Source organism: Spirosoma pomorum (assembly GCF_054776615.1).
Genome location: NZ_BAAHBP010000033.1, coordinates 79,720 through 103,163, shown reverse-complemented (window position 1 = coordinate 103,163; position 23,444 = coordinate 79,720). Strand labels below are relative to the sequence as shown.

14 protein-coding genes are annotated in these 23,444 nt (G+C 51.6%); 9 read left to right on the top strand and 5 right to left on the bottom strand.

Features of this window, described 5'->3' with window-relative positions; translation table 11 throughout:
• Positions 1-11 precede the first annotated feature (11 nt).
• Positions 12-1,766, bottom strand: a complete 1,755-nt coding sequence (locus ACYVAD_RS20760; protein ID WP_461141453.1) for a GMC oxidoreductase — start codon at positions 1,764-1,766, stop codon at positions 12-14.
• Between the two features lie 184 nt (positions 1,767-1,950).
• Between ACYVAD_RS20760 and ACYVAD_RS20755 the strand changes: the two genes are divergently transcribed.
• Positions 1,951-2,307: a hypothetical protein gene (locus ACYVAD_RS20755; RefSeq protein ID WP_461141452.1), complete on the top strand. Its 357-nt coding sequence runs from the start codon at positions 1,951-1,953 to the stop codon at positions 2,305-2,307.
• A gap of 102 nt (positions 2,308-2,409) precedes the next feature.
• A complete protein-coding gene (locus ACYVAD_RS20750) occupies positions 2,410-3,549 on the top strand; it encodes an acyltransferase family protein (protein WP_461141451.1) in 1,140 nt (379 codons plus the stop codon).
• 21 nt (positions 3,550-3,570) lie between these two features.
• Here the strand turns inward: ACYVAD_RS20750 and ACYVAD_RS20745 are convergent, their stop codons facing one another.
• On the bottom strand, positions 3,571-4,329 hold the full coding sequence (locus ACYVAD_RS20745) for a PI-PLC domain-containing protein (protein ID WP_461141450.1): 759 nt from the start codon (positions 4,327-4,329) through the stop codon (positions 3,571-3,573).
• A gap of 153 nt (positions 4,330-4,482) precedes the next feature.
• Here ACYVAD_RS20745 and fabG point away from each other — a divergent pair, with 153 nt between their 5' ends.
• From fabG to ACYVAD_RS20730, 3 genes are all read left to right on the top strand, one after another.
• Positions 4,483-5,229 carry a 3-oxoacyl-[acyl-carrier-protein] reductase gene (gene fabG / locus ACYVAD_RS20740; protein ID WP_461141449.1) on the top strand — a complete coding sequence of 249 codons (747 nt, stop codon included), beginning with the start codon at positions 4,483-4,485 and terminating at the stop codon, positions 5,227-5,229.
• Positions 5,230-5,346: 117 nt separating this feature from the next.
• Positions 5,347-7,482 (top strand): VWA domain-containing protein, encoded by a 2,136-nt coding sequence (locus ACYVAD_RS20735; protein ID WP_461141448.1) that lies wholly within the window; start codon positions 5,347-5,349, stop codon positions 7,480-7,482.
• Between the two features lie 94 nt (positions 7,483-7,576).
• The gene (locus ACYVAD_RS20730; RefSeq protein WP_461141447.1) at positions 7,577-9,085 is read left to right on the top strand and encodes a glycine--tRNA ligase; all 1,509 of its coding nucleotides are present in this window, start codon (positions 7,577-7,579) and stop codon (positions 9,083-9,085) included.
• A 122-nt stretch (positions 9,086-9,207) separates the two neighbouring features.
• Here the strand turns inward: ACYVAD_RS20730 and ACYVAD_RS20725 are convergent, their stop codons facing one another.
• The 3 genes from ACYVAD_RS20725 to ACYVAD_RS20715 form a co-directional block, all read right to left on the bottom strand.
• Positions 9,208-14,019, bottom strand: coding sequence for a putative Ig domain-containing protein (locus ACYVAD_RS20725; RefSeq protein ID WP_461141446.1), 4,812 nt, complete (start codon positions 14,017-14,019; stop codon positions 9,208-9,210).
• Between the two features lie 166 nt (positions 14,020-14,185).
• A complete protein-coding gene (locus tag ACYVAD_RS20720; protein WP_461141445.1) occupies positions 14,186-14,584 on the bottom strand; it encodes a LytR/AlgR family response regulator transcription factor in 399 nt (132 codons plus the stop codon).
• Positions 14,585-14,824: 240 nt separating this feature from the next.
• On the bottom strand, positions 14,825-18,772 hold the full coding sequence (locus ACYVAD_RS20715; protein WP_461141444.1) for a hybrid sensor histidine kinase/response regulator transcription factor: 3,948 nt from the start codon (positions 18,770-18,772) through the stop codon (positions 14,825-14,827).
• A gap of 133 nt (positions 18,773-18,905) precedes the next feature.
• Here ACYVAD_RS20715 and ACYVAD_RS20710 point away from each other — a divergent pair, with 133 nt between their 5' ends.
• The 4 genes from ACYVAD_RS20710 to ACYVAD_RS20695 all read left to right on the top strand — a co-directional run bounded on the left by ACYVAD_RS20710 (position 18,906) and on the right by ACYVAD_RS20695 (position 23,421).
• Positions 18,906-19,343: an SRPBCC family protein gene (locus ACYVAD_RS20710; protein ID WP_461141443.1), complete on the top strand. Its 438-nt coding sequence runs from the start codon at positions 18,906-18,908 to the stop codon at positions 19,341-19,343.
• A gap of 389 nt (positions 19,344-19,732) precedes the next feature.
• Positions 19,733-20,977, top strand: a complete 1,245-nt coding sequence (locus ACYVAD_RS20705; protein ID WP_461141442.1) for a dicarboxylate/amino acid:cation symporter — start codon at positions 19,733-19,735, stop codon at positions 20,975-20,977.
• A gap of 167 nt (positions 20,978-21,144) precedes the next feature.
• Positions 21,145-22,062, top strand: coding sequence for an ABC transporter ATP-binding protein (locus ACYVAD_RS20700; RefSeq protein ID WP_461141441.1), 918 nt, complete (start codon positions 21,145-21,147; stop codon positions 22,060-22,062).
• Between the two features lie 33 nt (positions 22,063-22,095).
• Entirely contained in the window at positions 22,096-23,421 is a 1,326-nt protein-coding gene (locus ACYVAD_RS20695; RefSeq protein ID WP_461141440.1) for an ABC transporter permease, read from the top strand.
• Positions 23,422-23,444 lie beyond the last annotated feature (23 nt).

Sequence of the window (23,444 nt, the reverse complement as noted above, 5' to 3'; positions counted from 1 at the left end):
GCTTACAAATGTCAAATATTCTTCTGTTTTACCTGGTCAATCAGATACTCGGAGGTACGCATAGACGCAGCCAGGATGGTCCACGTTACGTTTTTATCGCCCTGAGAAACGAATGGGGCCGCATCAACGACGAATAAATTCTTGACCTCATGTGCCTGTTGGTACTTATTCAGGGCCGACGTTTTAGGATCATTGCCCATACGCACGGTACCGACTTCGTGGATGATGCGACCGGGGGCTGCCAGGCCGTACCCATGAGCCGTATCAGGTCCGGGTTTAGCGCCTAACGGAATACCACCCATTGCGTGAATGATTTCCTCAAACGTATCCTGCATGTGCTTGGCCTGCTTCACCTCGTAGTCTGACCATTTGTAATGGAAACGTAACGTCGGGACGCCGTACTTATCGACGCCATTCGGATCGATTTCGCAGTAGTTGCTTTCGAGGGGCACGGGTTCTCCCCGGCCTGCCATACTGATGTAAGCGCCGTAGAAGCGCCGGTAATCATCTTTCAGACTAGCACCGTAACCACCGCCCGGCTTCATTTTACCCTGTCGATCGGGAATAGTGCCATTTTGAGCTTCAATTCCTCCACCGTAGCCGTAGCCGGGCATCGTCATTCCTCCACCGTATTCGATGTGGTAGCCACGCGGGAAGTCCAGTTTTTTGTTGTCCAGCCACCAGGGCGTAAAGACGTGCATCCCACCTACACCATCCTCGTTGTACCGCTTCCTATCCATCAGGGCAGGCACAAAGGCCGACCGATTGGCGCCCGTTGAATCATTCAGGTATTTGCCGATTACTCCGCTGCCATTAGCCAGTCCGTTTGGAAAGCGGGCTGATTTGGAATTGAGCAGCAGACGCGCAGATTCACAGGTGCTAGCTCCCACCATAACCGCTTTTGCCCGAACCGTAATCTCCTGTAAGCTTTGCTTGTCGACATAGCTTACGCCGGTAGCTAGTCCCGTATTAGGATCGGTCAGGATTTCACGGGCCATCGCGCCATTGATGAGCGTGACGTTGCCCGTTTTAACGGCAGGGATACACAGGACTGACGAGGCCGAAAAGTCGGCGTAAGCCTGGCAACCCCGGTTGCATTGGCGACAATAAAAGCATTGACCGCGCTCGTTGTTGATCGGTTTTGTGAGAATACTCAATCGCGAAGGAATAACTGGAATACCAATCTGTGACCCAGCTTTACGTAGCATCAACTCGTGAAGCCTGGGTTTAGGTGGGGGTAGAAAGATACCGTCCGGCTCGTTGGGCAGGTTCTCGACGGAGCCAAATAAGCCAATAAGCCGGTCGACGCGGTCATAGTAAGGTTTAAAATCTTCGTAGCTGATAGGCCAGTCGTCGCCCACACCCGACAGCGAACGTCGGCGGAAGTCGTCGGGACCGAAGCGCATCGAAATACGTCCCCAATGGTTCGTACGTCCCCCCAGCATACGTGATCGAAACCAGTTAAATTCCGTACCGGCTTTTGCCGAGTAAGGCTCTCCGTCAATCTGCCAACCACCCCAGGCAGCATCAAAATCCCCACCCGAGCGGAATTCGGTCGCGGCTCCACGACGAGGTGATTCCCAGGGCCATTTTAGTTGGGTGATGTATTTCGGATCGGCAGGGTCGTAGTAACCGCCCGCTTCGAGTAGGACTACCTTGGCACCTGCCTTGGCCAGCATATAAGCCGCCATACCACCACCCGCCCCTGAGCCTACAATGGCTACGTCGTAAACGACTGGCGCTTTTTTTACTTGAGGAATTTCCATCGGGACGATTGACAAATCTACATTTATCAAAAGTCGAACGATGAATTAACCTACTGACCGAATGATTTATCGCTCATTGACAGGTTTGTCTTAACCGGATGCTAACGAAAACGAATACAATACTGAAAATGAACATACCTTACGGCCAGGCAGGTGAATCTGATTTATTTGCCCGGTTAAAATTGTGAAAACAGTGACAGACGCTCAGCCAATTATCGACTTGATTGAGACCCTGAATCCAGCGAATGAGGCCGAGATGGCCGGGATTGACGCACAGGTATGGCACTACGTACATGGAAACGATACCGTACCACCGTTAACTGGTTACCCCCGTTACACACGCTCGCGCGACGTATTGAAGGCGATTCGACCCGCTGGTTTTCTGGTGAAAATTGAGAACTGGGAAAAGTTTACGGCCGTCTATGGCTGTTTTATATTGCCGGATGGGGCCCTAGCCGATTTTGACTCCGGGCAGGGTACTACCGAGGAACTGGCTGAACTGCACGTCATTCTTCAGGGTATTGCTTACAGCCGTAGGTGATCAGAGATCATTATTAACTGGCTAGTTTTTGCTAAATGAGTCAGTTTTTTTGGTATTCAGCTACTTGCGTGAATAGTTTTATGGTTGCCTTCCTCTCCGATTATGACCTCCGAAACAAAGTCTAGTATCCCGTCGCAGAAGATTTACTATCTCGACCTCATTAAACTATTGCTCACAGGTCTTGTGGTCCTGCATCATACTATGATTGCCTACGGGGCACCGGGGGGCTGGTATTTCAGGCAACCGGTGGATAATCAACTGATCCGATTAGTCATGACGGTATTTGTGGCGACTAATCAGTCTTTTTTTATGGGTATGTTTTTCATGCTGTCGGCCTATTTTGTTGGTCCTTCGTACGATCGGAAAGGAGCTGTCACGTTCGTGGTTGATCGGCTGAAACGACTGGGGATTCCGTTGCTGATTTACTCATTCGTGCTGGCGACGATCTTGAATTTTCTGGTGTATCGCTACGGAAAAGGCAATGACGTTACGTTCTGGCAGTTTGTGAATGGCTACGACGGCTGGATTTCGCCGGGCGTCATGTGGTTTGTGGAAGCTCTGTTACTGTTTACGCTGATGTATGTGGCGATGCGGCAAGTGTTTACGCTACGTTTCCGCCTACAATGCCCCGGAACGGGAACCATTCTGCTAAGTGCGCTGGCGCTCGGACTTATCAGTTTTTTGGTCCGAATTGTGTTCCCGCTTGGCTGGGTCTGGGAGCCGTTTGGTTTCCAGTTGGCGCACTTTCCGCAATACGTTGCGCTATTTGGAGTGGGAATACTGGCGCAGCAAAACAACTGGTTCGACCAACTATCGCGGGCGCAGGGGCGTTTCTTTAGTCGGCTTGCCCTGACGCTGGCATTTCTTGTTTTCCCACTGCTGCTTGTGGTCGCTGTAACAGTCAAACTGACTCCCGCCAGTGTGAGCGATGGCTGGAGCGTTCAATCGCTGATCTACAGTATCTGGGAGCAACTGACGGGAATATCGATTATTGTAGCCCTGCTCTACATCGCAAAACAGCGGTGGAACTACACAAGCACCCGCCTGGACAAGGGTTCCCGCTACGCATTTGGGGTTTATGTGTTTCACCCACTCGTTGTCATTTTACTAACACTTTTGCTGACCGACCTACCACTCGATCCGCTCGTTAAACTGATAATCGCTATCCCGCTGGCGCTGGTTGGCTCCTTCGTACTTGCTGCCCTGATCGTGCGGATTCCGGGCGCAAAGCAGATTTTCTAATGTTCAGATTCAGCCAAATCTCTACTTAACATCCTTTGCAAGCTCCGCGATTTTGTTGGTGCCCACTATATCGACGCCCAGTTTTTTTAACTGCTTCCAGGCATCGGGCGTGTTAGGAACATTCGACAACCGGAAGGGCTTGTTGGAGCTGTGGGCCCGTTTGAGCACTCGTTTGAGTTTGTCCTGATCCGCATCGGGCATTTTGCCTTCGCCGTTCCACTGGGAATACGAGTCAAAGTTATCACTGATCATCGCAACCCGTCCCAACGTTTCTTCGTCGTAGATTTCACTTGGACGGCCATCGAATTGCAGGAGCGCCGACTGGTCGAGTAGTAATTCGATTCGGGGGCGGTTGCCTGTAATGATAATCTGAATGGCGCTGGGATTTGCACTCCGGTTGAACAACGTAATATTTTGCTGCAATTGATCGACTAGAGTGGAGAGAACTGCTTCCTGATTGTCTTTTATGTCGAGGACCAGACCAAAGGTGTACCGCCGATCCGAACTGACAGATCCACTATGCTGAGCAAACAGTTGTTTGATGGGCGACAGGTAGAGCGAATCCAGAGTAGGCGCTACTATTCCGTCCTGCGGCTTTGTGGTTGACACAACAAGTTTGCCGTTTTGCAGCCAGACATCGGCCTCAATAAAATCAGCTTTCTGTTCATACGCCGTGATGAATGGCTTTGGCTGGCGATGGTCATCCTGCGCCAGTACTTTCTGCGCGTGTACAGCCGACGAGAGTAACGAGAGGAGGAGAGGCAGGATCAGCAAGCGCATGGTGAGGTTCTTAGTTTTCAACAAAGTAACACAGCTTCGGGGCGAAAGCAAAAGAAACGCGTACCTTGTCGTTTAGCCCTAAAGCGTTATTTTTGACGCTTCTAGTTTTTATTAATAGTCGGTCTGCTGTTTGTGCCCGACAATAAGCTAACAATGGATTTATTAAAAGGAAAAGTGGCGCTGATAACGGGCGCATCGCGGGGGATCGGTCGGGCTATGGCCCTGAAATTTGCGCAGGAAGGCGCAACAGTAGCTTTTACGTATCTGTCGAGCGTTGAAAAAGGTCAGGCACTGGAAGAAGAACTGCGGTCGTTTGGGGGCGAAGCCAAAGGCTACCGGTCAGATGCGTCGGACTATAAAGCAGCCGAAGAGTTAATCAATCAGGTCATTGCTGATTTTGGTAAACTGGACGTCTTGATCAATAACGCTGGTATTACCAAAGATGGCCTGCTGATGCGGATGACCGAAGAACAATGGGATTCGGTTATTAACGTTAATTTAAAGTCGGTCTTTAACCTGACGAAAGCAGCCACGAAACCAATGATGAAAGCCCGGGTCGGGTCGATTATTAACCTGACATCGGTAGTGGGTATTCGGGGAAATGCCGGTCAGGCCAACTACGCAGCGTCGAAAGCCGGTATTATTGGCTTTACCAAGTCGGTAGCACTGGAATTAGGGTCGCGTAATATTCGCTCAAATGCCATTGCGCCTGGTTTTATTGAAACTGAAATGACCGGCGAAGTCAACGAAAAAGCCGTCGAAGAATGGAAACAGTCGATCCCGATGAAGCGGGGCGGGCTGCCCGAAGACGTTGCTAACTGCGCTGTTTTCCTTGCCTCCGACATGTCGGCTTACATCACCGGTCAGGTGCTGCAGGTAGACGGTGGGATGTTAACGTAGAAAAAGGAGGAAGGGGAGGAGGGAGTAAAGAAGAAAGGCGCTGAAGAAATTACTTTATCTTCTATTCCGCTGCTTTCCCTTTCCGCCTTCCTCCCTCTCCTCCCTCCTCCCTTTTTCATGAACATAATTTTTCAATCGTCGCCCTGGTGGATTCTGGTTTGTTTGCTGGTCGGAGCGCTCTATGCCTACGTCATGTATCAGCCACTGCCGTTGCCGGGCATGTCGTCGGCGAACGGCAGTGGAGATACCGTCGGCGGTATTGACAAACGTACTGCCTACTGGCTGGCAGCTCTTCGGTTTGTCGTTGTTAGTCTGCTTTGTTTTCTGCTGTTGAATCCGTTGATCCGCAGTATCCAGACGCTGACCGAAAAGCCAACGGTGGTGCTGGCGATTGATAATTCCGAATCCGTAGCCGCTGCCGGACGTCCTGCCCTGAACCGGGCGCTGACAAACCTGCAGCAACTCCAGCAAAAGCTTAGTGATAAAGGACTGGACGTAGCCATACGTAATTTTGGTGATTCAGTAAGTACTACCGACTTAACTCAGATCCCATTTACCCAACGAACAACCGATCTGTCGGGGCTCTTATCCCGCATTCGGTCGGATTACGAAGGGCGCAACTTAACGGACGTTGTCCTGGTTTCCGATGGAATTTTCAACCAGGGTGTATCACCTACGTTTGGGCAATACCCGTTCGCGGTGCAGACAATTGGCCTGGGCGACACCATTCCAAAAAAAGATATTCAGCTGAAAGGCATCATCGCGAACCGGATTGCCTACCTGGGCAACCAGTTTCCGGTACAGGCGGAAATAATCAGTAACGGCTTTCAGGGACGTAACGCTACTGTTGTGCTGCGTCAGAACGGAAAAGAACTAGGTCGGCAATCAGTTCGGTTCGGGCAGAACGATACGTTCAATCAACTGACTTTTCAGGCTACGGCAACGCAGAAAGGTGTTCAGCACTACGTCGTTGAAATCCTGCCGCAGCCGGGTGAGTTCAGCACTCAGAATAACCGCCAGGATGTGTACCTGGACGTAATCGACGGCCGAGAGAAGGTGCTTCTGCTTGCGCTGGCCCCGCACCCCGACGTAAAAGCGTTACGTAGTATTCTGGAGAAAAACGAGAACTACGAAGTCGACGTACGAACAATAACTGGTGCTTCCGATCAAACGCCCCCTGCGGAGAAGGTATATGATCTGATCATCCTGCACCAGATTCCGGACAACAGCGGAATGAGTACCGCCTTGGTACAACGCTACCTGGCAAAAAATACTCCTGTGCTATTTGTGTTAGGCAACCAGTCGGCGCTGGGGCCGTTCAATACGTCGAACTCTGTTATACAAATTGCGGGTCAGCCCGGCCAGAGCGACAAGGTGACGGGCGTATTGAATCCCTCCTTCAAGCAACTTAATCTTGACCCGAGCCGGTTTGAGATACTGAGTAAACTGCCGCCCATGCTAGCTCCGTACGGCGAATTTCGGGTGCAGCCGGGAAGCGAAGTTGTACTATGGCAGCAGATTGGTAGCGTTCGGACGACAAAACCGTTGCTGGCATTGAACGTAACGAGTCCCCGCAAAACAGCGGTATTGGCCGGAGAGGGACTGTGGTCGTGGCGTCAGGAGGAATTCGCCCTGACTGAAAAACAGGAAGTCGTTGACGAACTTATTCAGAAAGTCATTCAACTGATCTCGGTGAAAGAAGACCGGCGTAAGCTGCGGGTTTATCCAATCCGGAACGAATTTGTGGCGGGGGAGAAGGTAATCTTTGAAACCGAAATCTACAACGATATTTACGAGCGTTTGTACGATAAACCCGTTCGGCTCGACATTACCGATGAGCGGGGCATCATTCGTAATTTTAATTATACCCCTACCGCCGAGAATAGTCGCTTTGAAATCAGCCGCTTGCCCCAGGGCGCGTATCAATTCAAAGCCAGTATTGCTGCAAGCGCCGGTGGCAAAGCCGAACAGGCATCTGGACAGTTTGTCGTACGCGATCTTCAACTTGAAGCCTTGAACACGACGGCTGACCATGGCTTACTGCGCCAACTGGCCCAGCAAACAGGCGGCCAGTTCTACGGTGCCGATCGCCTTGATGCCCTGGTGAACAGTCTGACGACGAAACCGCATCCTGCCCGTCTGAGCAGCACCGAAGAAATGAACGAGATCATCAACTGGCGGTGGTTATTCTTTGTCGTACTGATCCTGGTGAGCATCGAATGGGCGCTACGGAAGTTTTACGGCGGGTATTAATACGTGCTTCTTTGGCGCTCAGCGTAACTTCTGGGGCCAGTAACCTGCTGATGTGTCGGTTAATCCGGTCACTATTGTATTTTTGCCTTCACGTATGAATACTACTCAAACACCGGCTACGGGTACTCCGGCAGCCTCTCTTCAGGACATCATTTCCCACGCCAAAGAATACGGCTTTGTGTTCCCGTCGTCTGAAATCTATGACGGTCTACAGGCTGTATACGACTACGGTCAGAATGGCGTCGAGCTGAAAAATAACCTTAAAACGCTGTGGTGGAAAGCGATGACGCAGCTCAACGATAATGTCGTTGGGATCGATGCGTCGATCTTTATGCATCCGCTGACGTGGAAAGCGTCGGGACACGTTGACTCGTTCAACGACCCGATGATCGACAACCGTGATTCGAAAAAACGCTACCGGGCTGATCAACTGATTGAAGGCAAAGCCGAACAATATGAACTGGCGGGCGACACCGAACGCGGCCAAGCGTTACGTAACGAACTAGGTCGCTTACAGAGCGCCGATGATATGGAAGGGTTACGGAACCTGATTATCGCCGAGGGAATCAAAGACCCTGTTTCGGGTACCGACAACTGGACCGAAGTGCGTCAGTTCAACCTGATGTTTTCGACGCAGGTGGGTTCGGTGGCGGAAGACGCCAGCTTGATTTACCTCCGTCCGGAAACGGCGCAGGGTATTTTCGTCAACTTCTTGAACGTACAGAAGACCGGTCGTATGAAGGTACCATTTGGTATTGCCCAGATTGGTAAAGCGTTCCGGAATGAAATCGTAGCCCGGCAGTTTACGTTCCGGATGCGGGAGTTCGAACAGATGGAAATGCAGTTTTTCGTACGGCCCGGTTCCGAGATGGAGTGGTACGAACGCTGGCGCGACACGCGGATGAAGTTTCACCAGGCGGTGGGCCTTCCAGCCGAAAAGTTGAAATTCCACATCCATGAAAAACTGGCTCACTACGCCAATGCCGCTGTGGACATTGAGTATCAGTTCCCCTTCGGTTTCCGGGAGATGGAAGGTATTCACTCGCGGACGGATTTTGACCTGAAATCGCATCAGGAGCTGAGCCGCAAGAAACAGCAGTACTTCGATAATGATGTTGACCCCGCAACGGGTAAACCATACGGAAACTACATTCCTTACGTAGTCGAAACGTCGGTTGGGGCTGACCGGCTATTCCTGGCTGTCTTCTGCAATGCCTTCACGAAAGAAGTCGTTGGGGAAGGCGATCAGCAGAAAGAGCGTACGTACCTGAAACTGCATCCAGCGCTGGCACCAATCAAGGCTGCCGTATTCCCGCTGGTACGGAAAGAAGGGCTGCCCGAAAAAGCAGAACAAATCGTGAAGAGCCTGCGGTCGGAATTCCGGGTTGTATACGAAGAGCGCGATGCTATCGGCAAACGTTACACCCGTCAGGATCTAATTGGCACGCCATTCTGTATTGCCGTTGACTACCAGACACTGGAAGATGACACCGTAACGATCCGCTATCGTGATACGACCGAACAGGTACGTATTCCAATCAGCGAATTGAAGGCACGAATTGGACAGGAAGTGTCGATGGAACGCGTATTGGAGCAGATGTAATCGAACGCGCAAATGCTGAAGTTTATCTGAGTAAGCTCAAGCAGCGTAGCGTTTAAACCCATTTCTAACAGAAACGCCCGACCAAATTTGGTCGGGCGTTTCTGTTTACTAAGTACTTCAAATTAATCAGCTTTGATCACTTTGACTGTTTGTGCCTGGGTAGGCGTTGTAGCGCGTAGCAACAGAATTCCACGTTGCTGACGGTTCACGTCGAACGTGTGACGTTCAACCGAACCCGCTTGCTCAACCTGACGCGTGTCAATGATCCGACCGCTCATGTCCGTGAGTTGCAGGTACAATACCTGATCGGCAGCACCGCGAACCTCAACCGAAACCTGACCATTGGCTGAAGGGTTACCCAGCAGGTTGACTTGCAAGGTTCCCTCTTTAGCCGCTACACGAGCGTTAGGCGTAGCACAAACGGCCAGCCAGTTGTAGGCGAAGCTGGTTTCTGCTCCAGCTTGGCTGGCTCTGAGGGTGATCACCGGGTTGTCCGTGTAGAGGTTGAGCGAGTAAGGACCCGCAGCGTTTGTTGGCGCTAGCTCGTTCTGCACCAAGAAGGTGACCGGCTGTCCGCTCAGGCCTGTGTACTGGGGCACAAAGCTGATCTGCCGCTGCCCGGCGCTGAGGGTGGTGCAGCTGACGGTGCTCACCCCGGTGATGGCGAAGGGCGCCGTTTCCGCCCCCGAGACGTTCACGCTGGTAGTAGCGGTGATGGTCTGGGGAGTGGGCGAGGTGGCATCAGCCACGGTGACGGTGAAAGTCTGCAGACCCGCTGTCAGGGCGGTGACGGTAGCGCTGTTGCCGCTGGTGGTGATGGTGCCCGGGCCACTGAAGGTGTAACTAAAGGGGGCCGTGCCACCGGTGACGGTTGCCAGCAGGTTGACCGAGCCAGCAGCACTCACCTGAGTTGGGGTCGCCGTTAGCGTGGCAGCCAGTGGCTGATTGACTGGTGGAGTAGTACCACCGGCACAAGCGGCCAGCCAGTTGTAGGCGAAGCTGGTTTCTGCTCCAGCTTGGCTGGCTCTGAGGGTGATCACCGGGTTGTCCGTGTAGAGGTTGAGCGAGTAAGGACCCGCAGCGTTTGTTGGCGCTAGCTCGTTCTGCACCAAGAAGGTGACCGGCTGTCCACTCAGACCTGTGTACTGGGGCACAAAGCTGATCTGCCGCTGCCCGGCGCTGAGGGTGGTGCAGCTGACGGTGCTCACCCCGGTGATGGCGAAGGGCGCCGTTTCCGCCCCCGAGACGTTCACGCTGGTAGTAGCGGTGATGGTCTGGGGAGTGGGCGAGGTGGCATCAGCCACGGTGACGGTGAAAGTCTGCAGACCCGCTGTCAGGGCGGTGACGGTAGCGCTGTTGCCGCTGGTGGTGATGGTGCCCGGGCCACTGAAGGTATAGCTGAAGGGGGCCGTGCCACCGGTGACGGTTGCCAGCAGGTTGACCGAGCCAGCAGCACTCACCTGAGTTGGGGTCGCCGTTAGCGTGGCAGCCAGTGGCTGATTGACCGGCGGAGTGGTACCGGTACAAGCGGCCAGCCAGTTGTAGGCGAAGCTGGTTGTGACATCGGCTTGAGTCGCCCGCAGCGTAATGACCGGGTTGTCCGTGTAGAGGTTGAGCGGGTAAGGACCCGCAGCGTTTGTTGGCGCTAGCTCGTTCTGCACCGAGAAGGTGACCGGCTGTCCACTCAGACCTGTGTACTGGGGGGTGAAGCTGATCTGCCGCTGCCCGGCGCTGAGGGTGGTGCAGCTGACGGTGGTCACTCCAGTGATAGCGAAGGGCACTGTCTCAGCCGTCGAGACGCTCACGCTGGTAGTAGCGGTGATGGTCTGGGGAGTGGGCGAGGTGGCATCAGCCACGGTGACGGTGAAAGTCTGCAGACCCGCTGTCAGGGCGGTGACGGTAGCGCTGTTGCCGCTGGTGGTGATGGTGCCTGGGCCACTGAAGGTATAGCTGAAGGGGGCCGTGCCACCGGTGACGGTTGCCAGCAGGTTGACCGAGCCAGCAGCACTCACCTGGGTTGGAGTCGCCGTTAGCGTCAACGCCAAGGGAGTAACAGGACCTGCCAGGTTAGCCAGGTTAAACCGGGCTGCAATTGGGTAGTGATCCGAAGTTGTGTTGACATAGTTCGGAATCGAACCAGGTTGCAACACGTACGCCGAGCTACCTACGTAGGCCGCGTTCAGTTCGTTCGACACCGTCAGGTGGTCGATAAAGCTGGCCGACGATGCGAACGTATTACAGCCCTGCGCTTCGAGCGGTTGCGTCAGAACGCTGTAGTTGGTTGCATCAGCGATGATTGACGTGTACGACGATGGACGGCCAGTGGCAATCGACGAGTTGATCTGGTCGTTATAATCACCCAGAATAACCAGGTTAGCGGTCGAGTAATTCGCATCAAGCTCCGCCTTCAGATCATCGATATCCTGCTTCCGACGGTTGTAATCGGCGGCCGCGCTACCCGACTTGGCGTGAATAGCTACCGTGTGAATTTTCCGTGTAACACCGTTGATCGTTACGTTGGCAACGAACATAAATGGCAGACGACCCGATGACCAGTTGTTGGCCGACGGGTAATTGTATTTGCCATCCAGCAACGGTTTAGTCTCCGCCAGGACAGGCGTAACCGTTGCCGTGTTGTACACAACGCAGACTTTCTGAGCTAATGCCGTTGGTCCGAAAACGGTTCCATTGGATGGCGTCTGATCACACTCGTTCTGGAAATAGTACGAAAAACGATTCGAGCAGATGTAGCTGTAACTACCCGGCATGGCTGCGACGGCAGCCTGTAACCGGTTCAGATCGCTCACTTCCTCTACAGCAATAATATCGGACGTTAGTTTACCCAGGACGATTGCAGCGTTGGTCTGCTGCAATTCTTCGTTCGTCGGGCCAAAGTTGTTATACGGAAGATTTCCCTGTGGACAAGCGATGACGCCAGCATTAGCCCCCAAAAATTCCATATTCCACGCAGCGATGTCCAGCGTCTGATCCCGGTTTAACTCCGTGCCACCCGTACCACCGCAAAGTTGATCTGTAGCGGCAGTAGCGCCCGAAATGTCAGATAAAATACGCGGTTGTAATTGCAGGCCGTTCGTGCCCGTCGTCGTAGCACCCGACACAAAGCGGTCGCTAATACCCGTTACGCTGACCGGGTTAGCTGGACGACCTGCATTAGCCAGTGGCGAGTTAGCACTGATCCGTAGCGTTGCCGACTGACCACCGGCAGTGATCGTATAGTTGGTGCCTCCCGTCAGTGTCGCTCCTGAACCGCTGATGCTGGCGTCGGCTACGGAAACAAGCTGGCCCTGGTAGTTCGGTAACTGGTCCAACGTAATAACTTTCGGGGCAGGTGCTTCTCCTCCTGAAACAGCGGTGAAACCCGTTACGCCGTTAATCTCAACGGCGCCGTTAAAGACGGATATGGGGCCGCTAACCTGAACCAAGTCGCCGAGTTGCACGACTGTTGAATAGTCGGTTCCTGACGCACCACTGTATACCAGAATACCACCTGTTTCGTCCTGCACGTAGAATTGACGCGAACCCAGCTGATTGGTGACCGTTACCCGGCCAACGACCGTGAACGTTTGGCCGATGCCCGTTCGAACGGTAGCGATGGGGGTAAAGCGCGAATTAACCGTTAGTGTGAAGCTGGTACTGGTCGATAAACTGCCGGGGTCGGTCGCTACGACTGTAATCGTTGCTACGCTAGTAGTACTAGGAACTCCGCTTAATACGCCATTCGTGAACGTAAGGCCGCTGGGAAGACCCGAAGCCGTTAGGGTCAGGGCATCGCCATTCGGATCATTGAACGTATTTGCTGGAATTGCATAACTAAAGGTTTGCCCTTCGACCGCTGTTTGGTTAGGAATTGCATTCGCTACCGTTGGTGGTAAGTTCGTAACCGGAGCCGCACTGACCGAGAAGGAAAAGGCCGTATTGACAAACGCATTGGCCGGATCTGTTGCCGTAATCGTTACGGACGAAACACCAGTTGTAGTAGGCGTTCCACTGAATACTCCGCTTGTGAAGGCGATACCAGCAGGGAGGCCCGATGCGGTTAGCGTGAGCGTTTCGTTCTCCGGATCAGCAAAGGTGTTCGCTGGAACAGTATATGAGTACGCCTGACCTACCGTCGCTGACTGACTTGGGATCACATTAGCCACCGTAGGTGGCTGATTGGGACCGGCGGTGCCGCTGGTTACGTCGCTCCAGTTTGTACCAACACGAACGTAATCGATCCGGACGGTGGGGGCCGCCGTACCATTACCCTGACGTAACGCAATGGTACCTACTGTCGTTAGATCGGGTGCGGTAGACGTTCTGGTTATGTCGGCGGTTGGCTCTGCCTGACCAAGAGCTGGCTGAATAAATAACTCAGCTACGTCGTTTGTCGCGCCTGAGACGATGGTGTACTTAACCACAACCAGGTAGGTTGTATTGAACTGGTACGTAGTCGACGTATAAGCAGTTGCCGGCGAGGATTCGCTGGTTTTGTTCAAACCAAACTGGAAACCACCCGTGACACTTTTGACGTAGAGTCGGGAAGCAAACGTGCTGCCGATGGTAGCTCCCCCAAAATGGAAAAAATAATCGCCGGTTGCCTGAGCTGCCGATACGTTGATAAGCATCGAGGCATAGACTGAACCGCTGCTTTGCGCCGTGAACGCACGATTGATGTCTTCACCCGATGTACCAAGTGACGCTGAGCCCCCTGTTGTGCTCAATCCTGAATACGTCAGGTTTGGAAGCGATGCATTAATCGTGTTCGTACCAGCACCACTGTGTGCTGCCCAGCCCTGTGCCGTAAGCGGGTAGGGCAATGTTGCTGCGCCAAAATCTTCGGTCAGTAGCTGCGCCTGCGCTGTGCCGAACGACACCAGAAAAGCCGCAGTTAGCCAGGACCAGAAGTAGGCTAAACGTAATTGTTGGTTCATAAAAATTGGATTAGTTGTTTAAAAGCAAAGCTACAACCTATATGACTTCTCTCCATTAGGTAGACTGCAAGAATAACAGACACATAATACAAAAAGCCCTGACTCGTCGACGAGTCAGGGCTTTTGGGGACAACAGTAAAAATTATGGTATAGTAAAGAATGTTGTTTAGTTGAGATGAGGCATGTTGTGAGCCAACTGCCGACGAACTGTGCTCCAGCGACGACGCGACACGGGGAGAACTTCACCCGTTGACAGGTGAACCAGTCCACCCGTATCGGTGCGTTCCAGCCGTTCAACGTACCGGCGATTGACGACGCAATTGCGGTGCAACCGGATGAACCAGTCAGAGGGTAACTTGGGCGCGTAATACTTAAGCGTACGGGGCATAAGCATGCGACGACCATCGATCCAGTTTAACCAACTGTAGTTGGCTACTGCCTGTAAGTAAACTAAATCATCAACTGGAAACGACTGTCGACCGCTCTCGCGGAGATAGAGTTTGAGTGGAGGCCAGTCTACCGGTGTGGTTCGGTTCGAAGAGTTTGCCGAAGAGAAATAGGTCATAGTGTTTAATTTGAGGTATAGAAGAAATGACCTAGTGTGCCGCTAAGTCAATACAATAGTGGCGAGAATATATTTTGTGGTCTTTCTCTAATGTAACAACGGCTATAAAATTTGTAACATGAGCTGTGAGTGAGCTTTTTAATGGAGTGAATGCAGGCTGGAGCGATGTGAATGGTAACAACGAAAAAAAGGTAGTTTATTTCGTTTTATGGTTACATCAGACTATGGGTGAAGAGATTTTTATACCGTTTCGCGCCGACGCTGTTCAATAAATTCGGAGGGTGTCATACGATAATAATCCTTAAAGACCTTCGAAAAATAGGCGGGTGTATCAAAGCCAACCCGATCGGCAATCTCAGCGATTGGTGCTCCTGTCATCAGTAAATTAGCCGCTCGGTGTAGTCTGACAACCCGGATAAGTTCGTTAGGAGTAATACCCGTCATGGACTTGACCTTTCGGTTCAGGTGCATTCGACTAATACCAAGCTCGCTTGCCAATGATTCGACCCCAAAGCTGGAATCATCCAGCTTGTCTTCCAGAATGGCATACATCCGGTTCACAAACTCGTCTTCGGGGGAAGGACTATTTATTGGCAAATGTCCCTCCCGCAGCAGCTGGCCTCTGTAAAACTGCTGTGTTCGTTGCTGCTGATTTAATCGGTTGAGAACGCGGCTCCGTAGTTCTTCAGCCCGAAAGGGCTTTTCAATGTAGTCATCAGCGCCAACACGGAAGCCTTCCAGACGACTTTCCTCGGCGGTGCGAGCCGTCAGTAAAATAATAGGAATATGACTGGTGGCTGGATTCGACTTCAGGGTATGACAGAGTTCATAGCCATTCATTTCTGGCATCAACACGTCGCTGATGATAAGGTCTGGCAGGATGGCCAGCGCTACCTCTACGCCTGCGCGACCGTTGGCAGCACGACTAACCAACCAATTGGTCACCAGCAGACTTTCCACGTAGTCAGCTATATCGTTGTTGTCTTCAACTAGCAAAATGCGAAAGGTGGTTTCCGGCTCACTGGTTGAACGTTGGAGTTGGGTGTTGTCTGACTGTGAGGGTTCGGTCGTCGTTGCGGCCAGTTGTGCTGGTTGGTAGGGGAGTTCGATAGAAAATGTAGTACCCGTACCCGGGACACTATCAACACGGATAGCACCATGCAATACGTCGACTAATTCTTTGACCAGCGCCAGACCAATACCCGACCCGCGTGACGTTTTTCCCCCAGTTGGACTACCTTGATAAAATCGGTTGAAAATCTGGACCAGTTCTTTTTCGTGAATGCCAACGCCCGTATCCTGAATACGTAATAGAATACGTTCTTCTGCATGACCGGGTACACTGGAATCAGACCCAGTGGCAATAGGACTAAGTGACACGGTAATAGAACCACCTGCCTCAGTGAATTTTAGCGCGTTCGAAATGAGGTTGGTGATGATCTTGTCCAGCTTGTCAGCATCAAACCAATATTGCTCGTGCATAAGCTGGTGATGGCACCCTAAATCGATTCCCTGCTGGCGGGCAGTTTCCTGAAACGACTGGACAATTCGTTCGACAAACTCTGGTAGGTTGCCAACGGTATTGGTAACTGCCAGATTACCCGCATCTAGTTTGGCTAGGTCAAGAAGCTCATTGATCAGGCGCAGAAGCCGGTTTGCGTTGCGATGAACCAGACTCAGGCGGGTACGCTGTGGTTGATCGGCAAGTTGGCTCATCACTTCTTCCAGAGGGGCCAGAATCAGGGTCAGTGGCGTACGGAACTCGTGAGTTATGTTGGCAAAGAATCGATTTTTGACCTCGTTTAAATTCTTTAACTGGATTGCCTCCTGCTCGCGTAGTTCAACCTGGCTTCTGAGTCGAATCCGATTTAGTCGGGTTCTCAGATACATGTAAATAGCGCCTACCAGCAGAAGAACATAGGCCGAGAATGCCCACCAGGTGGCCCAAAAAGGAGGATTGATGGTGATGGAAAGCCGATGCGTAGCGGGACTCCAGATGCCGGACGTATTGGATGCGTTGACAATAAACGTGTATGTATTTGGAGAAAGGTTCGTGTACGTAGCAGTTGGATAATTTCCACCGTACACCCAGTCTTTGTCTAATCCGATAAGGCGGTAGCGGTATTGATTTTTACTGGGTTGATTGAATTGCAGGGCTGCAAAATCAAAGGCCAGAAAGTTTTGACGATAAGTCAGGCTGATGTTGGTAGCGGTGCTGATGTCTTCCTGAATGGGGGAATCGGGATCTGCCGTTCGAACAAGTTGATTATTAATGTGCAAGCCAGTCAGGGCAACCTTAGGCTTGAATGGGTCTTCCTGGATACGTTCGGGGTTGAAGCTGGTATAGCCATCCAGACCCCCAAAAATTAATTCGCCGTCGGGTAGGGCAATGTCATGAAATTGGTTGAATTCATCACTTGGTAGACCGTCGTCAACGGTGTAGGTACAGGAGGCCAGTGTCTTCGTCATAAAACGGCAAAGACCCCGGTTCGTGCTGAGCCAGAGGCACCCGTTTCGATCCGGCCGGACGCCGTAGATGACATTTCCCGGCAGACCTTCCTTTACGCCAAACCGGCTAATCTGCCCTGTAAGTTTATCCAGTCGGCAGAGGCCTCCGCCAAACGTACCGATCCAAAGGTGATTGTACCTCAAAGGGTCCTGCACCATGCATAGCAGAGAGTTGCTCGGAAGTGCTCGTTGACCAATACCGGTAGCTGACCACTGACTCAATCGCTTGGTGGACAAATCCGCCTGAAGTAATCCGTGATTTTTAGTCGCCAGATAGATTCGACCGCCGTCGGCTACCATTGCCTGGACAACGTATGGGTTGTTAGCAGGGAGCGGCAGGGCAAATGTGGTGAACGCTTGCCGACTGGGATTATAGCGGGCCACAACCTGGTTAGTCGTGCCGACTAGTCCCCATACATCGCCCTGGGGATCGGCCGCCAACACGGTCAACCGAAAGGTGTTGTCAGTTAACCAACGGGGTTCAATGCCAGCAGGCTTTATGGGTTCGAATGTTTTCCGGCTGGCTGTGTACCGGTAGGGATGGGTGTCGGTTCCACCAATCCAGAGGTTTTCTTGCTTGTCGAACTGGTAGCGCGTGAGAAGTGAGTTCTGCTGGCGAATCGAAGCGGGAATGCTACTAATAGGAATGCCTAATTGCTGGGAAAGCCAGGTTGTCTGAAAATTCGATGCGTACGTCCAACTGGTAAATGGACGGTTTATCATATCATATTTCACAACACCGTCTCCGTTCAGGCCAAGCCAGCGTACATTGGATCGGTCAACTAGTAGCGAAAGGATCGAATACCGCGCTAATTTCGGATCGGTCGGTAGCGCCGTAAGGCCTTCTTCATCCGTGTATCGGTACTGATTAATGTAGTCAACGCCTTGGGCGTCCTGAGCAAAAACGGCGGGAAGTTTAGATGGTGCAGGCAGCGGAATGACCCGGCGTACCCGCCCCGATAAAGGAGCGAACAAGGCAATTTGCGTCGGGAACCCCAGCAGGAGTTCGCCGTTCGTACGTTCGTGTAAGGTAGCTACGTTGTTCTGAGGAAGTCCCTGTGCCGTTCGGTATCCCGTAAATTTCCCCGATTTAGGCTCATAGCAGAAAAGGCCGTCATTCGCGGCCAGCCAGAGTTGACCTTGCCTGTCGAGTAGGATTTTATGTAAGACCCGTTGCGGGATTTCTCTCTGGGCTGGCCAATAGTGCTGACTAACCTGGCCGCTTGGATGCAACCGAAAAAAACCGTTCGTTTGTGTAGCGACCCAAACGTTTCCCTGTTGATCAGGAAAGATACTGGTAATGCTGGCCCGGCCTAATGCTTTCCGGAAGGCAACTGAGTTAGAAACCCGGACAGCCTGGGTTGTGACCGGGTCGAACCGGTCAATGTTGTTATTCTCCGTATGAATCCAGAGTTGGCCCGATCGGTCTTCCCGGATGTTGGAGATACTACTGAACGAAATAGACGACGGTTGGAGTGGATCGTGGGTGAAGATGTTGAACCGAATTCCGTCGTACCGGCAGAGCCCGTCACGGGTGGCCATCCAGATAAACCCCTGTCGATCCTGTATGATCGCATTCACTGTACCCTGTGGTAGGCCGTTACGTACCGTAATGTAATCGGGACCAGGCGCATTGGCCAATACCAGGTTAATCTGACAAAGAAAAACAACTGTCCACAAACCGACAAATCGGTCGATTTTGCTGACATGCTGTGTCCGCTTTGTGCCTGGGCTGGAACAGAGGAATCGTTTGGTAGTTGTCTTCCTTATCGACCTATGCATTTATTTCATTCGTTCGCAAGCCGCTTTTCCCATGCATCTCCTACTGAGAACAAAGGTTAACCAACCGCTTCCCGTTGTCTGGTCGGGTTTCGACCGGGCCTTATTCGACCAGCTAAATCCACCATTTCCGCCCGTTAAAGTGGTACGTTTTGATGGCTGTCAGCAGGGCGATGTTGTGCAGATAGAACTCAATTTTATATTCTTTCGGCAGGATTGGGTAAGCCAGATCGTTGATCAGCAGACGACCGAATCCGAAATCTACTTTGTCGACCAGGGAGTTCGACTGCCCTTTTTCCTGAGCCGCTGGCACCACCGGCACCGGTTAATACGTGACCAGTCAGGTACTACAACCATTGTTGACGACATTCATTTTCGGACACCGCTCGTATTGGTTGATTTCCTCTTTTATCCAGTCATGTGGCTAATGTTTGCGTATCGCAAGCCCATTTACCGTCGAATATTCAAGTAAAAATACAAACAGGTTTCCTATAGACTACCAATAAAATCAAAAGTAATGGTGATTGAAACGGTTTTGATACAGAATCGTGAGTTATGCGGTGGAGAAGAGTGGGAAGAGCAATGAGCGAAGGGTACATTTTCTTATGTAGGCTGCCCTTACACGTAAAACAGACACGTTTTTTTTATCGCACTGAATCCGAAAGACGTAAACCCAAAAAAATAGAGGCTTGCTCGCCTTACTTTGCTTGATCGATCGACTAAGCCTAAGTTCTCGTAGTTTTGAGGATTACTGAATTTTAGGGAAACCGGCCTTGCGGGTACGATAACTCCCGGCAAGGGCGCTTTTTGAAGTGGTCAGTTTACGTTACTTTTGTCAGTACCGTCACTTAATCTGACTGCATGAAACTTCCCAACTTGACAACTCGAATTTTCCTGGGCATGGTGCTCGGTATCCTCATTGGATACTTTTTCCCAGCTACCAGTTCAGGCTTTTCCGGGACTGATCTGAATATATTGTCCAAGATCTTTTTACGGTTGATCAAAATGATCATTGGACCTCTGGTGTTTTCAACCCTTGTCGTCGGGATTGCCAAACTCGGCGATTTCGGAGCCGTGGGCCGGATTGGCCTGAAAACCCTGGCCTATTTCTACTTCGCCACAATTTTGTCGCTGATCGTTGGCTTGCTGGTTGTTAATATCATGAAGCCGGGTGAGGTCATGGACTTACCCTTGCCAGCCGCAGGAACCGACACCGGTATCGAAGTCAAAAAGATGTCGTTCGAAAACTTCATCACCCATATTTTCCCGACCAGTTTTGCCGAATCGCTGGCGACGAACGAAATCCTTCAGATCGTAGTCTTCAGTATTTTCTTTGGCGTAGCTGTCGGGGCAATCGGCGCGCAGGGGAAAGTTATGATCAAAGCGCTGGACGCTCTGTCACACGTCATGTTCAAGGTAACCAGTTACGTTATGGGCTTTGCGCCATTCGGCGTGCTGGGTGCCATTGCGGCTGTGGTGGCGCAGCAAGGATTGGGTATCCTGACCGGGTATGCTTACCTGATTCTGTGTTTCTTCGGCGGGCTGCTGTTTTTCCTGTTCGTGGTGCTGGCACTAATCTGCCTGGTCGTACGAATCCCCTACATGGCGTTGTTGCGGGAGATCAAAGACGCGGTCATCCTGTCGTTCAGCACGGCCAGTTCGGAGGCATCATTCCCGCAGACAATCGAAGCGTTACGTCGTTTCGGTTGCTCGGAACGAATAATCTCATTTGTCTTACCGCTGGGATATTCCTTTAATCTCGACGGGTCGATGTTGTATATGACGTTTGCTACCGCCTTCATTGCTCAGGCCTACCACGTTCCTCTCAGCTTTCAGCAGCAGGTGACGATGATGCTGACGCTGATGATTACGTCGAAAGGCGTAGCGGGGGTACCCCGCGCTTCGCTGGTAATCATTGCTGGTACCATGTCGATGTTCAATCTGCCAATCGAAGGGTTAGCTCTTTTGCTGGGAATCGACCAGGTGCTCGATATGGGGCGTAGCGCAACAAGTGTAGCGGGTAATGCCGTCGCGACCTGTGTCATTTCCAAATGGGAAGGCGAATTCAGAACCGAGCCTATTCAGACTGAGGACGCAGTTGTCTAAACTGGCATAAATGAAAGAACTAAACAAAAAGCCACGGCCGCCCTGTCGTGGCTTTTTGCCATTTATGGACGCCGGGGGCTATTCATCCAAAATTTGATTGGTACTACAGGTGCAAAACCCGTAGGTTTGGCTAGCCTAAACACTCAAACTAATTTAGCCTGAACAGAATGAATATTCTTGAAACGCATCACATCGTCAAACAGTACGCCGAACACCGGGCACTGGATGATGTGAGCCTGTCCGTTCCGCAGGGAAGTATTTTTGGTCTGCTTGGCCCTAACGGGGCCGGTAAAACGTCACTCATTCGAATTATCAATCAGATTACCGCTCCCGATTCGGGCGAAGTTCTGCTGGCTGGTGAGCGGCTTAATCCCAGCCACATCAAACGCATTGGTTACCTGCCTGAAGAACGTGGTCTGTACAAAAAAATGAAAGTAGGGGAGCAACTGCTCTACCTGGCGCAGCTAAAAGGCCTGACTGAAAAACAGGCGATGGATAAACTGAAAATCTGGTTTGTCAAGTTTGATATCAAAACCTGGTGGTCGAAAAACGTCGAAGATCTGTCGAAAGGGATGCAGCAGAAAGTGCAGTTCGTCGCTACGGTGATGCACGAGCCGGACCTGGTGATTCTCGATGAACCTTTCTCCGGCTTCGACCCGATCAATGCCAACCTGATCAAAGACGAAATTCTGGAACTGCGTGCCAAAGGAAAAACGATCATCTTCTCGACGCACCGCATGGAATCTGTTGAGGAGTTGTGCGATCATATTGCGCTGATTAACCGGTCGCAGAAGGTACTGGATGGACCAAAGCGGGCCATCAAAGAACAATTCAAAACCCATACCTACCACGTCGAATATCAGGGCTCGCTGGCTATGCTACCCCCGGCCTTTGAGGTGTTAAAGACGGTGCCGACGGATGATTCAACATTTGTACGATCCGACATCCGGATTCCCGCAGATGCCGCCGTAAACGATCTGATTAGGCATCTGCTTGATCGGGTCGCTGTACGCTCGTTCGGCGAGAATATTCCGAGCATGAATGATATTTTTATCCAGGCCGTTGGTGAAATTCCCACTACCTAAACCTAAACAAACCGGTTCGTCCGGCTCCTCAATATGAGAACAATTCTTCTGATCATTAAACGCGAATACCTGGTCCGGGTCCGTAAAAAGTCGTTCATAATCATGACGATTCTGGGACCATTGTTGATTTTCGGTTTCTACGCAGCTATCGGCTGGGCGGCCATCAGTTCCATCAACCAGAAAAAAGTAGCTGTTCTGGACGAAAGCGGACGGTTTGTCAACCAGTTTAAAAACGACGACGAAACGATCTATAGTTATCCGAAAAACCCACTGCCATCGGCAAAGAAAACGTTTGTAAAAGACGGCTTTGATGCGCTGGTCTACATCCCGGCGAATGTTATTGAAAAGCCTAAGTCCGTACAAATCTTCGCCGAAAAAAGCGTGAGCCTGTCGCTACAAAGCAAGATTGAACGGGCGATTTCGAAGGAAATTGAGCAGATTAAATTACGGGAAGCTGGTATTACGCAGAAGATTATTGAGGACGCCAAGATCAATGTTGACGCACAAACGATCAGCATGAGCGCCGAGGGCGAGAAAAGCAGCAACGCTACGGCAACGACCATTATTGGAGGTATCTGCGCTATGCTTATTTACATTTCCGTGCTGATCTATGGTACGCAGGTGATGCGGGGTGTCATGGAAGAAAAAAGCAACCGAATAGTTGAGGTTATTATCTCGTCGGTGAAGCCGTTTCAACTCATGATGGGTAAAATCATCGGGGTAGCGCTGGTAGGCCTGACACAGTTCCTGCTCTGGATTGTGCTGACAGTTGGCCTTATGACGGTTGGGTCGCAGTTGATGGGTCAAAACCAATCGGCTCAGTCGGCGATGACGAGCCGGATGGGTGGTGGTATGCCTGGCCAGGTTGACGTACAGCAGAAACTGGCAACTGCCGATAATCCAGTCGCTGACTTCTTCCAGGCCGTTGAAACGCTCAATGTGCCCCTCATTGTCAGCTGCTTCCTGTTCTATTTCTTAGGCGGATATCTGCTCTACAGTGCCCTCTTTGGGGCAGTGGGGGCCGCTGTCGATAATGAGACCGAGACGCAGCAGTTCATGTTTCCAATTACCATTCCGATCATTGCCGCTATTGCTTTTTCGCAGTTCGTTGTGCGCGACCCCGATGGGCCACTGGCATTCTGGACGTCGATGATTCCGCTGACGTCGCCCATTATTATGATGGTCCGGATTCCATTTGGCGTACCCGCCTGGGAACTGGCGCTATCGATGGTGTTGTTGGTACTGGGTTTTGTGGGTACCATCTGGCTGGCGGGCCGTATATACCGCGTCGGTATTTTGATGTATGGTAAGAAAATTACGTATCGGGAGCTATCGAAATGGCTGTTTTACAAAGCCTGATTGAGTATGATTCTTTTTGATAG

What these genes read in the sequence shown, in the direction of transcription:
- ACYVAD_RS20760 (WP_461141453.1), bottom strand. Translation starts at nt 1,766, where the DNA reads ATGGAAATTCCTCAAGTAAAAAAAGCGCCAGTCGTTTACGACGTAGCC.
- ACYVAD_RS20750 (WP_461141451.1), top strand. Translation starts at nt 2,410, where the DNA reads ATGACCTCCGAAACAAAGTCTAGTATCCCGTCGCAGAAGATTTACTAT.
- ACYVAD_RS20745 (WP_461141450.1), bottom strand. Translation starts at nt 4,329, where the DNA reads ATGCGCTTGCTGATCCTGCCTCTCCTCCTCTCGTTACTCTCGTCGGCT.
- fabG (WP_461141449.1), top strand. Translation starts at nt 4,483, where the DNA reads ATGGATTTATTAAAAGGAAAAGTGGCGCTGATAACGGGCGCATCGCGG.
- ACYVAD_RS20735 (WP_461141448.1), top strand. Translation starts at nt 5,347, where the DNA reads ATGAACATAATTTTTCAATCGTCGCCCTGGTGGATTCTGGTTTGTTTG.
- ACYVAD_RS20730 (WP_461141447.1), top strand. Translation starts at nt 7,577, where the DNA reads ATGAATACTACTCAAACACCGGCTACGGGTACTCCGGCAGCCTCTCTT.
- ACYVAD_RS20725 (WP_461141446.1), bottom strand. Translation starts at nt 14,019, where the DNA reads ATGAACCAACAATTACGTTTAGCCTACTTCTGGTCCTGGCTAACTGCG.
- ACYVAD_RS20720 (WP_461141445.1), bottom strand. Translation starts at nt 14,584, where the DNA reads ATGACCTATTTCTCTTCGGCAAACTCTTCGAACCGAACCACACCGGTA.
- ACYVAD_RS20710 (WP_461141443.1), top strand. Translation starts at nt 18,906, where the DNA reads ATGCATCTCCTACTGAGAACAAAGGTTAACCAACCGCTTCCCGTTGTC.
- ACYVAD_RS20705 (WP_461141442.1), top strand. Translation starts at nt 19,733, where the DNA reads ATGAAACTTCCCAACTTGACAACTCGAATTTTCCTGGGCATGGTGCTC.
- ACYVAD_RS20700 (WP_461141441.1), top strand. Translation starts at nt 21,145, where the DNA reads ATGAATATTCTTGAAACGCATCACATCGTCAAACAGTACGCCGAACAC.
- ACYVAD_RS20695 (WP_461141440.1), top strand. Translation starts at nt 22,096, where the DNA reads ATGAGAACAATTCTTCTGATCATTAAACGCGAATACCTGGTCCGGGTC.